Here is a 15,261-nt window from a genome sequence, read left to right on the forward strand (position 1 = left end):
GTGAATTTGTTGGGTATCTGGCAGAAAATGTCGAAGGAATTCCACGTCCTTTGAAATCCTCAAGGGGAGATATCTTGATCATGCCCTAAGATCACCAAAAGCTGGGATGAGCCGCGTTTTGGCATACCCAACACTGGGTAGGGGCTGTGCTGAGATCGTCTCAATTGGTTGAGAATGCCAGTGCTGAAACCCGACAACGACAGGTTGCGACATTTCTACATTCTGCTGTGAAAGCATCAGTAACCCTACTCAAGTTTACACTTGATCGTTTATGACATTGAGGCAGCCCGTACCGAACTCGTTAATGTAGAAGCGGTATTCAATCAATGATGAAGTGACATTGCCAACACAGGTAAGGTTGTCGGAAGGAACCAAACCCAAAACTGACATTGACTTTTATTGATTTCCGGCTGAGTCAAAAGGAAATCAATTCGTTCCTCTAATCGAGTTGCAGCAGTTGTATCATAAAACGCAGCACAATAATCATTAGGAAAAGCAGAAGCCGATCGCACGACTAATACAAGAACTTCTGCTAACGTCAGAGCATCTACCCGTTGTGCTGCCCAGTGATCTGCTCGAAGTTCCCGTAACAGTAATAGTTCTTGCCAGAGAGACTCAGTTTTAGGAAGCCAAAAGGTCAATTGACGAATCCAGTTTAACCAGAAGAAATAGAAAGTATCGTGGTAGTAAGCATGAGCTTCTTCATGGTTTAGGACTGCCTCAATCTGCTCCTCTTGAAGAGATTGTAGTAATCCCTGACTCACCACTAACTCAGAACTCCAAAAACCAACTTGAGCGGCAAATAAAGCAGGGGTTTCTAAAACTCGTCCCGTTCTCCCTGCAATTGTCGTTAACTGGAGTGAGCGAGACTGCTGGAGCGATCGCCATTGCTGCCCCAAAAGGTAAGCAAGAGATATTCCTGTAATGGTGAGAAATCCTAAAGCAATGTGACACCCTACCCAACCGACTGAATGCCACAACATCGTGCCGTGGTGTCCCATGCTAAAAACAGTGATGATTGTCGTCAGCAATAGAATAGGTGGAAAAAGGAACGCACCTAAAGCCTGTTGCCAACGATCAGCCCAAGTGCCTGAAGAGCGGCACCAGAAAAGCCTGATTAGTACCGTCGTGCTTACTGCCAGCAGGATGATGTTTAGATGCATTACTGCTCCTTCTTAGCTTGTCGTGCAGCGCGAATACGTTCAGCGATCGCCTCAATTTGGTCTAAGCTTGCTACATCCAAGCTATCTGCAAACGCTGCAACTGTGTCTGGATCGCTTACCGCTAAAAACCGATTCAGTTGGGCATGAGCTTGTAGCACTCTGGCTTCTTCTTGAGATATCCGAGGTTGCCACTGAAAAGCTCTTTCCTGCTTATGGCAAACAACCCAACCTTTCTGCGCTAAACGATTTAAAACAGTCGTAACAGAGGCTTGGGCAAGTTCGCGATCGGGGTCAGATAGAATGCGATCGTGAATCTCCTTGACGGTTGCAGATTCAAGTTCCCAAAGAATACTCAAGATTTCACTTTCTAGTGAACCCAATGTAAGTTGTTTAGGGCGATGGTCAGGCAGGGGTGACATGGGTAATAAGAATTCAAACTTGAGAGTAGTGTACACCGCATATCAGAATTGATGGTCAAGTACGACAAACTATCTGTAAGTGGTTGTTATGTTTGACAGAGCGTCTTTTGACAGCATTCTCAGTTGTAGGGCATATTCATCACGCCTCTACTTTTAGCAAAAGACACCAGACATGAGCGAATCCTCAGCAGATCTCAATCAGCCCTCAACCCTACCATCTCTTGGCAATCGGTTTTACCGCACTGTCTGGCGTTGGCACTTCTACGCTGGACTGTTTGTGATCCCCTTTATGCTCATTCTGGCAGCAACAGGTATTATTTATCTTTTCAAACCTCAGCTAGACACTGCCTTATATCACAACTTAATGTTTGTGCAGTCTCATACAATTGCACTGTCTTACACCAAGCAGTTACAGTCCGTTCAACAGTCATATCCTGATGCGATAGTGACTCAAATTACGCCCAATATTGCACCTAACCGCAGCACTGAAGTGCTGTTAACGACGGCTGATGACCGTAATCTCATGATCTTTGTAGATCCTTATACTGGGAAAGTGCTAGGCGATCGCGATGAGAACCGCAATCTCCAGGCGATCGCTCGTAAGATTCACGGCGAGTTACTGATGGGCAAGCTAGGAGATTATTTAGTTGAGTTGGCTGCCTGTTGGGGCTTGGTATTGTTAATTTCGGGATTGTACTTGTGGTTGCCACGCCATCAGTTCTCCGTATTAGGAACCCTGGTTCCCCGTCTATGGAGCAAGAATAAGCGTGTGTTTTGGCGAGACTTACATGCTGTTCTAGGGTTTTATGGCATTCTTTTAATTAGTTTTCTGATTCTTACAGGTTTACCCTGGACTGGTTTTTGGGGAGAAACTTTTGCTCAAGTGTACGCACAGTTTCCAGCCCAAATGTGGGATGACATTCCCAAATCAACGGTATTGACGGGCTCACTCAACCAACAGGGACAAGTTGTGCCCTGGGCAGTCGAACAACTACCAATGCCTCAATCTACTGCATCCGAACATAATAATCACTCCGGTCATGGCGATGCAGATTCTCCAACTTTTCAAGATGGCATTGCCGCTGGCACTCCGGTCAATCTTGACTTTGTAATTGCGTTAGCCCAAGCAGAGGGTGCGCCTCCTAGCTTTAGTGTGGCTCTGCCTGAAGGAGAAACGAGCGTGTATACGGTCTCAGCGTTTCCCAACGATCCGACTCAGGAAGTGACAATGCACATCGATCAATACAGTGGCGACGTGTTAGCAGATGTGCGATGGAGAGATTATGGACTGGTTCCCAAGGCGGTAGAAATGGGAACCGCGATTCATATGGGAAGGTATTTTGGATTGGCAAACCAATTGCTAATGCTAATTGCAGCATTGATTGTGATGTTGCTTTCAATCACAGGAGCCGTGATGTGGTGGCAGCGCCGTCCCCAAGAATCTGGGTTAATCGGCGCTCCAGCCATGCCGCCGCATGTGCAGAATTGGCAAACTCCACTCGCAATTGTTGCCATTCTAGGACTAGCATTTCCTCTAGTTGGGCTTTCGCTAGTGGTCGTGTTGCTGTTGGACTATTTTTTGTTGTCCCGCATTCCTGCACTCAAGCGAGTTTTTAACTGAGTCCGTTTACTAGGATAAAAGGGCACAGGGCTTAACCCTGTGCCCTTTTATCCTAATCCGTATGGCTATAGCTACAGCTTAAAGAGTAACGGCAATATCACTGCAGATTCAGCAAGGTAACTCTACTGGCTCAAAGCTGACTCTAACTGTTGACGAGCAGCAGCCAGTGCTTCGGCTAGTTTGCTTGGATCGCGCCCGCCTGCTTGGGCTAGATTGGGTCGGCCGCCACCACCACCACCACAGAGTTTGGCGATCGCCCCGATAAACTTCCCTGCCTGCAAACCTTTATCGTTTACACCTTTGCTGAAAGCCGCGACCAAACTCACTTTTTCGGCTTCAGGAACGGAACCTAATACAACAGCACCGTCCCCCAGCTTTTGCAAGAGGCGTTCGGCAACGGTTTTGAGAGAATCTGGGTCAACGCCTTCTAGTTCTGCAACGAGCAGTTTGAAAGAACCGACGGAAACAGCTTGCCCCAGCAGTTGGTCAGATTTTGCCAGGGCAAGTTCTCCCTTAAGCTGATCAAGTTGCTTTTGCGTCGTCTTCAGTTCGGTTTGCAGGGCAGTAATCCGTTCGGGCAGTTCTTCTGGCTTTGCTTTGAAGCGATCGCCCAGCTCCCGCACGACCTGATCGCGCACATTCAAATAATCCAGCACCGCCGGGCCAGCCACCGCTTCGATGCGGCGAATCCCTGCGGCTACGCCCGACTCTGAGACGATTTTAAACACGCCAATTTCAGCCGTGTTACTCACGTGGGTGCCACCGCACAGCTCCATCGAGACACCGGGAAAGTCTAGCACCCGCACTTCGTCGCCATATTTCTCGCCAAACATAGCGATCGCCCCTTTTGCCTTTGCCTCAGCGATCGGCAAAATGCTGATATGAGCCGCGTGTGCTTCCGAAATCCAGGTGTTAACTTGCTCCTCTACCTGCTGAATTTCTTCTGGCGTGAGCGGACGAGGGCAGTTAAAGTCAAATCGCAGGCGATCGAATGCCACTAGGGAACCTGCCTGGGAAATCGAGTCATCCACCAGCTTTTTCAGTGCTGCTTGGAGCAAATGAGTTGCGGTGTGGTTTGCCTGAGCGCGACGGCGGCAGGCGAGGTCAATTTGAGCAGTGACGCGATCGCCCACCTGCACTGTTCCTCGCTCAACTTTGCCAAAGTGGACAAACAGCGCCCCTTCTTTTTTCACATCCTCGACTCGCACCACAACGGTGTCGCCGCTGAGATAGCCGCGATCGCCAATTTGTCCACCTGACTCAGCGTAGAAAGGCGTTTGGTCCAGCACGATCTGCACTTCGGTGCCTGCCTCAGCCGCCTCGACTGACTTACCCTGCACCAGCAGCACCTTCACTTCAGCCCCACCCGAAAATTGGGTATAGCCCAGGAATGCAGTTTCGTTCAGGCTTTCTGCCAGTTTGTCTAGCGTGCCCTGCACTGTTAGATCAATCGTTTCGTGGGCAGCCTGGGATCGCTGCCGCTGCTGCTCCATTTCTGTCTCAAATCCTGCTACGTCTACCGTCAGTCCCCGTTCCTCAGCCACTTCCTGGGTCAGCTCCAGAGGAAAACCGTAGGTGTCATACAGGACGAAAGCATCGTGACCAGAGATTTCTTTGCCGGACTTTTCTACCCGCGTCAAAATTTCTGACAGCAGCTTTTCGCCCCGATCTAGGGTTTCCAGGAAGCGGGATTCTTCCAGTAGCAGTTCTGCTTGAATTGCTTTTTCTCGCGCCCGCACACCGGGATAAGCCTCCTCGGAGATGGCGATCGCCACCTCTGTCACCTCATTAATAAATGGCTTGTCGATACCAATCAGCCGCCCATGTCGTACCACCCGCCGAATCAACCGACGCAGCACATAGCCACGACCCAAGTTTGACGCAGAAATGCCATCGGCGATCATGTGCATCACTGCTCGCACGTGGTCGCCAATTACTTTCAGCGAAACTTTGGTTGATTCATCGCTTTTGGCGTAGTCGATCCCAGCAATCTCAGCCGCCTTTTTGACAATCGGAAAAATTAGGTCGGTTTCGTAGTTATTGGGGACCTGCTGGAGAATTTGCGCGACTCGCTCCAGTCCCATTCCTGTGTCAATATTTTGGTTTTGCAGTGGAGTCAGGTTGCCTTCAGCATCCTGGTTGTACTGCATAAACACGAGGTTATAGAACTCAATGAAGCGTGTGTCATCTTCCAAGTCGATGTGGTCGTCGCCCAGTTCTGGATGGAAGTCGTAATACAATTCTGAGCAAGGACCGCAGGGTCCGGTGGGTCCAGAGTTCCAGAAGTTGTCTTTCTCATCCATGCGCTGGATTCGGTGCGCCGGGATGCCGATCTGGTCGCGCCAGATCGCAAAAGCTTCGTCATCTTCCCGAAATACGCTAACCACTACCCGCTCTGGTGGAAAGCCTAGCACTTGAGTCGATAGCTCCCATGCCCAAGCGATCGCCTTCTCCTTGAAGTAATCGCCAAAGCTAAAATTACCTAGCATTTCAAAGAAAGTCTGGTGCCGCGCCGTTCGCCCGACATTCTCAATATCGTTGGTGCGAATGCACTTTTGCGCTGTCACCGCTCGGTTAAACTCAGCCTGACGCTGCCCCAAGAAAATCGGCTTGAAGGGCAGCATCCCGGCGATCGTCAGCAGCACCGTCGGGTCCTCGGGCACCAGCGAGGCGCTGGGCAACACCTGATGTGCCCGTTCTGCGTAGAAGTCGATGAACGTTTGTCGAATTTGAGCGCCGCTTAGGTAGGTCAACATGGGGATACTTGCTTCAGGCTGAAATGCTTATGGCACTTTACATCACGGTTGCTAAGAATCTGGAATTTGGCATCTGCCATTGTTCTTAGCAATACTTAAGAACCTATTCTCTATTCTCAATCATGGCGCGAGATTCGACAAAGCCTACCACAGAGTTCCGGCAAGTTCGCTGCAAATTAAGTTTTTTGAGAACTGCAAACTCAATGGCTGCAAACTCAGCGGACAGAATAACAACCGGGAGAGTCCTTCCCCGTTTCTGATAAAGCTGCTTGATGATGACCATAGTGCTAGCACCTATGCGAAGCCCCTTAGTTTTTGCAGGACTCTGTACAGGAGAAAGTTTCGATCCCCGCAGGAAGCACCGCACCTACCCAACTTCCAGGAAAACTCTGAGGAATTATGACAACTCTCATAAAGATCCTACAAGATTCAGAAATTCTTCCCGGCTTGCGCGTAGCTAGTTGAACTGTGGGTACACTTGGACATGCAAAGTCGCATTTGACTAAGCCTGTTGATTGAGTCAATTTGAGCAACAGCTAACCTCCCTGTTGTCAGATTTGCTGCCCAAAGATGCAACTTCTCGTGTTTGAGTAGTTTCCCCACTACGTGCAGACCGCCAGGTTAAGAAGCATGAGCCCTCATATCTTCAAATATTTGAGCGATCGATCAGAGGTTCACTTCAAGTACAATCCTAATCTTTAAAGCAGGCTCGTCGTTTATCAATGAATGCTTCGATTCTTGTAGTTGGGGGCAACAGTTTTCTCACAACCTTTATTGCTCTGGTTCAGCAGGTTGCTGCTTTTACGGTAGAGGTTGCATCTGATCCAAACGAAGCAATGCCGTTGATTCAGGCTCAACAACCTGATTTGCTAGTGATGCAAGCAGAACAACCAGACACGCTTGAGCTTTGTCAGCAAATTAAGGACCAAAGCCGACTGGCTTGGATTTACTGCATCCTTGTTGCAAATTGGGGCGGAGTCGCAGCGCTAGGAAACCCACCTGCACAATTAGATTTGGAATCAAAGCTGAAGGCTCTGGACTCCAAAGCAAAAGCACTAGAGTCTGGGGCTGATGCTTGTCTAAATTTGGCGCTCGATCAATTCGACTCAGAATCGTTCGAAGAATTGCAGACCCGAAGCTTAAATGATGCGATCGCCAAACAAAAGCGCTTGTTTTGCGCCCAAATTCGGGCTGGACTGCGACGGGTGCAAAACCACCGAGAATTGATGAGGACGAATGATTTGCTGTCAGCGATCGCCCTTTCCGATCCCCTGACTGAGTTAAACAATCGTCGTGCCTTTGAGTGGGAGCTGCCGCGCCAAATTCACAACTCTAGGGCGCGAGAAATGCCAATCAGCCTGATCATGCTGGACGTGGACTTTTTTAAGACAATCAACGATAGCTATGGTCATTTAGTGGGCGATCGCGCCCTGCAATTGTTGTCAGCTCGTCTGAGACATAACCTACGGTTTTACGACACGCCCTTTCGCTATGGTGGTGAAGAATTTGTCGTGATTTTGAGCGACACAGGCTTTCAAGAAGCTGGCTTAATTGCTCAACGTCTTTGCCGTCTTATGGCTAACCAGCCTTTCAACATTAGCGATACCCTCAACTTGACCATTACCGTTAGCGTGGGTGCTGCCTCTTTATTAGACAGCGACGACACCAAGGGAATTAGCCTTTTGGAAAGGGCAGACCGCAATTTGCTCAAAGCAAAATCGCTTGGACGCAATCGAGTGGTGAGCGAAGAGGGAGAGTGAGGAGGGGCTACTGTACGAAGTAGGGAGTTGACTTGTGAATGCGAACGGCATTCCCCAAATGCTATAAACTTGCTAAGCATTACTTCCCCTTCCCCTCCATGCTTTCTCGACGCGCTTTTCTTAAAACGGCGGCTGCAACGGCAGCTTTATCGGCGACCGCCCACCCCAAAGCAGGATTAGCAGCGGCAGCAGCAAAACCTACCCGCTTGCAGCCTGGAGCGGTCGTCGGACTCATCAGCCCTGCTAGCGCTACATTTGTGCGGGAAGATGTCGAGATTGTGATGGATGCAGTACGGGGGCTAGGACTAGTTCCCCGGCTCGCCCCACACCTGTTTGACCGATATGGCTACCTGGCTGGACAAGACCAGGATCGGGCTGAAGATGTGAATCAGTTTTTTGCTGACCCAGAGATAGCAATGCTGCTGCCAATTCGGGGTGGCTGGGGCTGTAGCCGCATGTTGCCCTATTTGGACTATGATTTGATTCGCCAGAACCCGAAGATTTTAATTGGCTTCAGTGACATTACGGCGCTGATTTTGGGAGTGTCTGCTCAAAGTGGACTAGTGACGTTTCATGGGCCAAATGGGCTATCGGGCTGGCGAACCGCGCAAACGGATTTTTTCAGGCGAGTGCTGTTTAATGCAGAAAGAGTCACTTTTGAGAATCTGGTCGATGGGGATGATGGCGATCGCCTGATGCAAACGCGATACCGTCTCCAGATCATCACCCCTGGTCAAGCGCAGGGTAAGTTAATCGGCGGCAATCTGTCGGTCATTTCAGGGATCGTTGGCTCTCCCTATATGCCCAACCTGGAAGGTGCCATCCTGTTTTTAGAGGACATCGGCGAAAACATCTACCGCATCGATCGAATGATCACGCATCTCAAACTTGCGGGGGTATTCGATCGCCTATCGGGTCTGATTTTTGGGCAATGCACGAACTGCACTCCCGACGAAAGCTATGGCTCCTTGACGCTGGAAGAAGTAATTTGGGGACACATTCAGCCCTTAGGAATTCCAGCCTGGTATGGGGCTACGATCGGGCATTTGGAGACAATTTTGACGTTGCCTATCGGGCTAGAGGTGGCGATCGATGCAGACCGAGGCACGATTGAGATGCTGGAAGCAGCGGTTGTGTGAGTTTACGCAAGTGCTGGCTCAATTCACGCTTAAATAGGTGAAGCTCTTTACGTGGTGTACGAGTTTTTGTGACTGAGATCAAAAAACCTGCTCGCTCTCTGGCGGGAATTGCCGGAATTGTGGCGATCGCCACCCTGATCAGCAAGGTCTTTGGACTAGTGCGTCAACAGGCGATCGCCGCTGCCTTTGGGGTGGGCGCTGCTGTTGATGCCTACAACTATGCTTACGTGATCCCCGGCTTTTTGTTTGTGCTGCTGGGCGGCATCAACGGCCCATTCCACAGTTCGATCATCAGCGTGCTGGCAAAACGACCGAAAGAGGAAGCCGAACCGCTGATCGAGACAGTGACGACCTTAGTCGGTGGGTTGCTGCTGCTGGTGACGATTTTTCTGATGATATTTGCCGATCCGTTGATTCAACTGATCGCACCGGGAACGACCCCTGAGGTGAAGGCGATCGCTGTCGAGCAATTCCGCATCATGGCTCCCCTAGCCGTCTTCTCAGGGCTAATTGGGATTGGCTTTGGCACGCTCAATGCCGCTGATCACTACTGGCTGCCGTCTGTCAGTCCGCTATTTTCTAGCGTTACTGTAATCATCGGAGTTTGGTTTTTTTCTGATGAATATGGCGCAGTTGTGCTGGCGTGGGGAACTTTAGCGGGCGCAATTTTGCAATGGCTGGTGCAAATTCCCACTCAGTGGAGAGCAGGTATGGGGACGCTGAGGCTGCGGTTTAACCTAAAGCAGCCCGGACTGGATGAAATTTGGCGACTGATGGGGCCAGCTACTCTTTCCTCTGGAATGCTGCTGATTAGCGTTTACATCAGCTTGCTGTTTGCTTCTCAGCTTCCGGTCGGGGCAGCTTCGGCACTGGGCTATGCTCAACTTCTGTTTCTCACGCCGCTGGGTATTCTCTCCAATGTGATTTTGGTGCCGTATATGCCAATTTTCTCTAAACTGGCAGCGCCCGAAAATTGGGGAGAGCTAAAGCAGCGAATTCGTCAAAGCCTAGTCTTGACTGCTTTTACCATGATGCCCGTCGGCGCACTGTTGGCGGTGCTGGCGCTGCCTGCGGTAAGGATTGTCTATGAGCGGCAGCAGTTTACCCAGCAAGATTCTCAACTTGTGGCATCGGTGCTGCTGGCGTATGCGGTTGGCATGTTCTTTTATCTGGGAAGAGATGTCTTGGTGCGCGTGTTTTACGGGTTGGGGGATGGCAATACGCCGTTTAAGGTCAGCCTTTGGGGACTGTTGCTGAATGCGGTTTTCTGTTTCCTCTTTACCAAGCAGTTTGGAGCCGCAGGTTTAGCCCTGGCAACGGTAGGCGTGAATCTTGTGTCAATGGCAGCTTTGCTTTGGGTGCTCAATCGTCGTCTGCGGGGGTTGCCTTGGCGAGAAACAGGTTTACCGATTTCAGGGTTGGCAGCAGGTAGCATTTTGGCGGGGGTTGTGTCCTGGGCGGCACTGTGGGGTCTTCAATCCCTATTGGGGACAGAGGGGCTATTGATTCAATTGATCAATCTGAGCATCGCTGGATTAGCAGGTCTGGGAGTTTTTGCCCTACTTGCAACTCGGCTGGGCTTGCCAGAGGTGGATTTGTTTATGAATCGGCTCCGGCAAAAGTTTGGGCGATCGTAGAAATCGCCGGATGAATTATGGATGAAATTGAACAGTAAGCTAGGAGTCCTTCCCATTACCCTGCTACACTATTGCACTGTTGCACATGCTGCTATGACATCAGGGTTTCCATCGAGCCTGTGAAACCATTGAAGGAGTATTGAATCGTCTCATGATTGTGCGTCCCCAATCGTCTGTACAGCGTCGTAAACTTGCTTACAGCGGACTGTTTTTAATGATGTTGGTCAGTAGTTTGCTCAGTCCGTTTGCTTGGATGGGGCGATCGCAGGCACAGACTTCCCCCTACTGCCAACTGCCAGCCGACGAAATTGCTGAAAAAAGTGAACTGCGGGAAGAGGCAATAGGAGGCGATCGCGAGGCTCGAAACCGCTACAAAGACCTGCTCGACGAACACGCCGAACAAATCCGTCGCTGCCGCAACCAAAGCTGGCTGAAAAATCAGGCAATCTGGATTCGACTTTACCCCTGTGATGCTCAGGAGGGAGTGCTAGAAGACATCCTCGATCGCATGGTCAACCGGGGCTATAACCAGGTTTACGTCGAAGTGTTTTATAACGGTCAGGTGTTGCTGCCGCAGTCACAAAACCGGACTCCCTGGCCGTCCACGATTCGCACACCCGGTCATGAAGATGTGGATTTATTGGCAGAGGCGATCGCCAAGGGGCAAGAACGCGGGCTAAAAGTCTACGCCTGGATGTTTATGATGAACTTTGGCTACTCGTACGCCCAGCGCCCTGGAGCGGAGCAGCTTCTAGCGATCAATGGCTACGGGCAAACTAGCCTCAACTTCAACACTGCAGCGGGTTTAAACTCCGACGTTGGCGCAATCAGCTCCGAAGAAACATTTGTTGACCCTTACAACAACCGTGCTAAGCAAGACTATTACGCCCTGGTGCAGGCAGTGGTTCAGCGCCGTCCTGACGGGGTGTTGTTTGACTATGTGCGCTATCCCAGAGGCACAGGTCCTGCATCGGTAGCCAGCCGCGTTCAGGATTTGTGGATCTACGGTTCAGCGGCTCAGCAGGCTCTTTACAACCGGGCACTCAATCAGAAGGGGCGGGAGCTAATTCGCCGCTACATTAGCCGAGGCTACATCAATGCTTCTGATTTAGACTCGCTGGACAGCCTCTACCCCACCGAAGGTGAACCGCTGTGGCAAGGGCGAGAGCTAAATTATTACTCACCTACTGCCACGTCAGGAGAACGTCGCCCTATCATTCAATCGCAGCTTTGGCGGTTGACCGTTGCTCATGCGATCCAGGGTGTACTGGATTTTCTCGCTATGGCGGCCTTGCCCGTACAGCGCCAGGGAATTCCAGCTGGGGCAGTGTTCTTCCCCGACGCTAACCAGACGATTGGGCAGGGGTATGATTCTCGCCTTCAGCCCTGGGATCGGTTCTCTAGCAGTCTGGAATGGCACCCCATGTCCTACGGGGTTTGCGGCGGCAATAACACGTCTTGTATCACTTCTCTAGTGCAGCGAGTCACGTCCCAGGCACCTCCCGGCACCCGAATCAGCCCTGTCCTAGCAGGCACCTGGGGACAGGCGGTGAGTAATCGCCCTTCCCTGGAAGCACAGATGCAGGCAATTCGGCAGGTTGCCCCACAGATCAATTCCATGAGCCACTTTGCCTATTCCTGGCAAGAGCCGCAGTCCGATCGCGATCGCAAATTTTGCCAACTCCGCTAGGTCACGGTTTGATACAAAGCTACCTGTGATGCTGGAGTTCCCTGTAGGGTCGTTTCGCGAAACGACCCTTTCCCCTGTAGCTTGTTTTGGTAAAAATGGTCTAACTGTCGCTGCCCTGATCCAACCCCTTACAATCAGGTTAGCCAACTTCTGAGGGGGCGATCAGTGCTGGTGAGGTCGTGATGAAACGAGCATTCCGAATCGAGACGCTGCAATGGATCTTCGGCGTTTTTCTGATCTTGCGCGGAATCGTCATGCTCATGGTGCCACACCAGCTAGACATGACTGTCTTTGTGTTTATTCAGTCGCAGTTCTTTCGGTTGGCGTTGCTTCAGGCGATCGGTGGAATTGCACTGATTACCGTTGCCGTACTGATGCCCAAACGCCGATGGCTGCTCTTTGCTCATGGGCTGGCTGCGAGTGCCTTCTTTCTATCGGCAGTTGGTCCATTCCTAAGCGGAACCTGGACTGGTGTGACGGGCTATAGCACGATGGCGCTAGGAACGCTTGTGGCACCGTTTTTGCCTCGCACTGGCGATCGCCCTTTCCGGTCTGACTCCCCGTCCAAAGCGATTGATCTATTTGCGATCACAATGGCAGTTAGAGTAATTTTGCATGGACTCAACTGTTTGCCGCCACTCAATCAACAGCTGGGTGCAAGTTTCTATGATGCTACCCGTTCTTACCTGCCGATTTATGGAGCCGGGTATATTGTCGGCGGGTTGCTCCTAATTGGGGTTTATCTTCATCCTCGTCCTCCCCGTTTGCTTTTCAACCTGGCGCATGGCTTCATTGGGGCTGTAATTTGGGCCTGGATGATTGGACTGGGGTTATCCAACTGGAACTCCGTAATTTATCACGGCGGGTTAGCAACTCCGCTAGCCGTATTACCCTGGCTCAGCCTGTACCTCCACCGCTTTGATCCTGCCTCCTTACGAACACGGCTAACGCTCGTTCTGGTTGGCGTGGTCACGATTCCCTTGCTGTTGACGGTTGCAGTTGCAACGCACTTAGAGGAACAAAATACAATCAGCCGATCGCTAGTTCTCCAGCAAACTTTAGCCAGCACATTAGCTGAAAATGTAACCAATTACATTAATCTGCATGAGGCAGCGGTACGGTCACTGGCAATTCAATCCAATCTGTTATCTCGTTCTGCGACACAGCAGCAAGCGTTTCTAGAGCAGTTTAATCAGCTTTATCCAGACATAGTTGTGCTGGCTACGTACGATGCGGCTGGAAATGCGATCGCCCGCAGTGACAATCGGGCACCCGGACCCTCCATTGCCGACTTGCCGCTATATGAGGACATTCGGCGCACGAGAACCCCTAAACTAGACATTCGGATTGGCAGACTTCTCCAGCGCCCTCTGTTTGCCTTTGCGGTTCCCATTCAAACGCCAACCAATCAACTTGTCGGAATCGCAACAGGTGCAATTGAATCAACACGCGTCGCTGCTCAGCTTACTCGAACCAGTATTAGCTCTGACCTCGAAGCTTACTTAGTGGATGGACAAGGACGTATCATTGCTCATCCTGATGCTGAATTGGTTGCATCCTTTACTGATTACTCCCAAGTTCCACCCGTTGCCCATCTATTGGCAACCAGCGATACTTTCTCGAATGGGCTGCGCTATTGGAATGAAGCTGAATGGCGGTTAGCAGGCTATGCTCAGGTTCCGGATTTGGGCTGGGGCGTGGTGGTTGATCGTCCTGCTGCAAGTGCGTTAGCGGGGGTTCACAGTCGGCGCAACACAGATATTGGAATCCTGTTTTTGATGGCGATCGCCGCAGTTGTGTTTGGCGTTCAGGTAGCTCATTGGTTAACTCAACCGCTGATGACCTTAGCTTATGCCGCAGGTCAACTGGCAGCAGAAGATATGAGGGCACCCCTACCCCAGAGTCGAATTACCGAAATCTCATACCTCTCAACCGTATTTGGACAAATGCGCGATCGCCTATTCGAGCGAACTTTGGAGCGCGATCGCGCCGAAGCCGAAATCCGACAGTTTAATGCCACCCTCGAACAGCGAGTGCAGGAACGTACGACTCAGCTAGAACTGGCTAACAAAGAGTTAGAATCCTTTTCCTACTCGGTTTCCCACGACCTGCGGGCACCTTTTCGCCACATCAACGGCTTTGTTGAACTGCTGCACAAGCGAGTCGCTGGCACCTTGGACGAAACGAGCGTGCGCTATCTAAACACCATTGCTGACACGGCTCGATATGCAGGGCAGCTAGTCGATGACCTATTATCATTTTCTCGCATGGGACGAGCCGAACTGCGCTATATGGCGATCGACATGAATATCCTAGTCGATGAAATCAAGCGCGAACTAGAGCGAGACACTACCGAACGAACCATCCATTGGCAAGTTGAACCCTTACCTCAAATTCAAGGCGATTTGAACATGATCCGCCTTGTGGTTCGCAACTTGTTGGAAAATGCTGTGAAATATACCTTCCTTTGCGATGAAGCCCAAATTACAGTCGGCAGTGTAGATGATCCTCACAAGTTCGTGTTTTTTGTCAAAGACAACGGTGTTGGGTTTGATATGCAATATTCCCACAAACTATTTGGAGTATTTCAACGCTTACACAGTGACTCTCAATTTAAGGGAACAGGGATTGGGCTTGCCAATGTTCAACGCATCATTTATCGACACGGAGGACAGGTTTGGGCAGAAGCAGAAGTTGGCAATGGTGCTACTTTCTATTTCTCGTTGCCTAAACACTTAGAGCATTTAGAGAAGGTTTGAGAAAGGGTCTAGGCGTTGTGCTTGGTAGCTTGCATCACTCATTCAGCGTCTATGAAGCCTTTGATCATTGCTACTACGTTTTAGGGTGCCCTTAGTTGAGTGGTGGTTCTATTGTGGCAGAGGGAAGGAAAGAAGGGAAAAAGAGGGGCGATCGCCCTTGTGCCAGTTCTGAAGCTTCAACTTTGGAGAGCGAGGTTGAGCTAATAGACCTGTCGGGGAATAAGGGAGAATAGGGAACAGTGACGAGATAAGACGATGCTAGACATCCAACGAGTGCTGAACCACGACCGGTTACTGCGGGCACTAACAGGGTTAAA

At 50.7% G+C, this 15,261-nt stretch carries 12 protein-coding genes; 6 read left to right on the top strand and 6 right to left on the bottom strand.

The window, feature by feature from the left end:
- Positions 1–78: 78 nt before the first annotated feature.
- The 3 genes from H6G00_RS31935 to H6G00_RS31945 all read right to left on the bottom strand — a co-directional run bounded on the left by H6G00_RS31935 (position 79) and on the right by H6G00_RS31945 (position 1,582).
- A complete protein-coding gene (locus H6G00_RS31935) occupies positions 79–237 on the bottom strand; it encodes a hypothetical protein (protein ID WP_190799818.1) in 159 nt (52 codons plus the stop codon).
- Positions 238–323: 86 nt separating this feature from the next.
- Positions 324–1,163: a M56 family metallopeptidase gene (locus H6G00_RS31940; RefSeq protein ID WP_190799819.1), complete on the bottom strand. Its 840-nt coding sequence runs from the start codon at positions 1,161–1,163 to the stop codon at positions 324–326.
- Positions 1,163–1,582, bottom strand: a complete 420-nt coding sequence (locus H6G00_RS31945; RefSeq protein WP_190645316.1) for a BlaI/MecI/CopY family transcriptional regulator — start codon at positions 1,580–1,582, stop codon at positions 1,163–1,165. The genes H6G00_RS31940 and H6G00_RS31945 overlap by 1 nt, the downstream gene beginning before the upstream one ends.
- 172 nt (positions 1,583–1,754) lie before the next feature.
- Between H6G00_RS31945 and H6G00_RS31950 the strand changes: the two genes are divergently transcribed.
- A complete protein-coding gene (locus H6G00_RS31950) occupies positions 1,755–3,203 on the top strand; it encodes a PepSY domain-containing protein (RefSeq protein ID WP_190799820.1) in 1,449 nt (482 codons plus the stop codon).
- A gap of 122 nt (positions 3,204–3,325) precedes the next feature.
- On the opposite strand, the gene alaS is transcribed toward H6G00_RS31950, so the two are convergent.
- Positions 3,326–5,959 carry an alanine--tRNA ligase gene (alaS, locus tag H6G00_RS31955; protein ID WP_190799821.1) on the bottom strand — a complete coding sequence of 878 codons (2,634 nt, stop codon included), beginning with the start codon at positions 5,957–5,959 and terminating at the stop codon, positions 3,326–3,328.
- Between the two features lie 103 nt (positions 5,960–6,062).
- Complete coding sequence (locus H6G00_RS31960) at positions 6,063–6,242, bottom strand: hypothetical protein (protein WP_190799822.1); 180 nt, start codon at positions 6,240–6,242, stop codon at positions 6,063–6,065.
- 439 nt (positions 6,243–6,681) lie between these two features.
- Here H6G00_RS31960 and H6G00_RS31965 point away from each other — a divergent pair, with 439 nt between their 5' ends.
- The 5 genes from H6G00_RS31965 to H6G00_RS31985 all read left to right on the top strand — a co-directional run bounded on the left by H6G00_RS31965 (position 6,682) and on the right by H6G00_RS31985 (position 14,944).
- Positions 6,682–7,719, top strand: a complete 1,038-nt coding sequence (locus H6G00_RS31965; RefSeq protein WP_190799823.1) for a diguanylate cyclase — start codon at positions 6,682–6,684, stop codon at positions 7,717–7,719.
- Positions 7,720–7,817: 98 nt separating this feature from the next.
- A complete protein-coding gene (locus H6G00_RS31970) occupies positions 7,818–8,858 on the top strand; it encodes an LD-carboxypeptidase (protein ID WP_190799824.1) in 1,041 nt (346 codons plus the stop codon).
- A 68-nt stretch (positions 8,859–8,926) separates the two neighbouring features.
- Positions 8,927–10,495, top strand: a complete 1,569-nt coding sequence (gene murJ / locus H6G00_RS31975; protein ID WP_190682707.1) for a murein biosynthesis integral membrane protein MurJ — start codon at positions 8,927–8,929, stop codon at positions 10,493–10,495.
- A 151-nt stretch (positions 10,496–10,646) separates the two neighbouring features.
- A complete protein-coding gene (locus H6G00_RS31980) occupies positions 10,647–12,185 on the top strand; it encodes a hypothetical protein (protein ID WP_190799825.1) in 1,539 nt (512 codons plus the stop codon).
- A gap of 182 nt (positions 12,186–12,367) precedes the next feature.
- The gene (locus H6G00_RS31985) at positions 12,368–14,944 is read left to right on the top strand and encodes an ATP-binding protein (RefSeq protein ID WP_190799826.1); all 2,577 of its coding nucleotides are present in this window, start codon (positions 12,368–12,370) and stop codon (positions 14,942–14,944) included.
- Between the two features lie 91 nt (positions 14,945–15,035).
- Here the strand turns inward: H6G00_RS31985 and H6G00_RS35055 are convergent.
- Positions 15,036–15,261 (bottom strand): hypothetical protein (locus H6G00_RS35055; protein WP_206757028.1); only part of this gene is annotated, 226 nt, incomplete at its 5' end.

This window comes from Leptolyngbya sp. FACHB-541 (assembly GCF_014695875.1).
In the GTDB taxonomy this organism is placed as follows: domain Bacteria; phylum Cyanobacteriota; class Cyanobacteriia; order Elainellales; family Elainellaceae; genus JAAUTN01.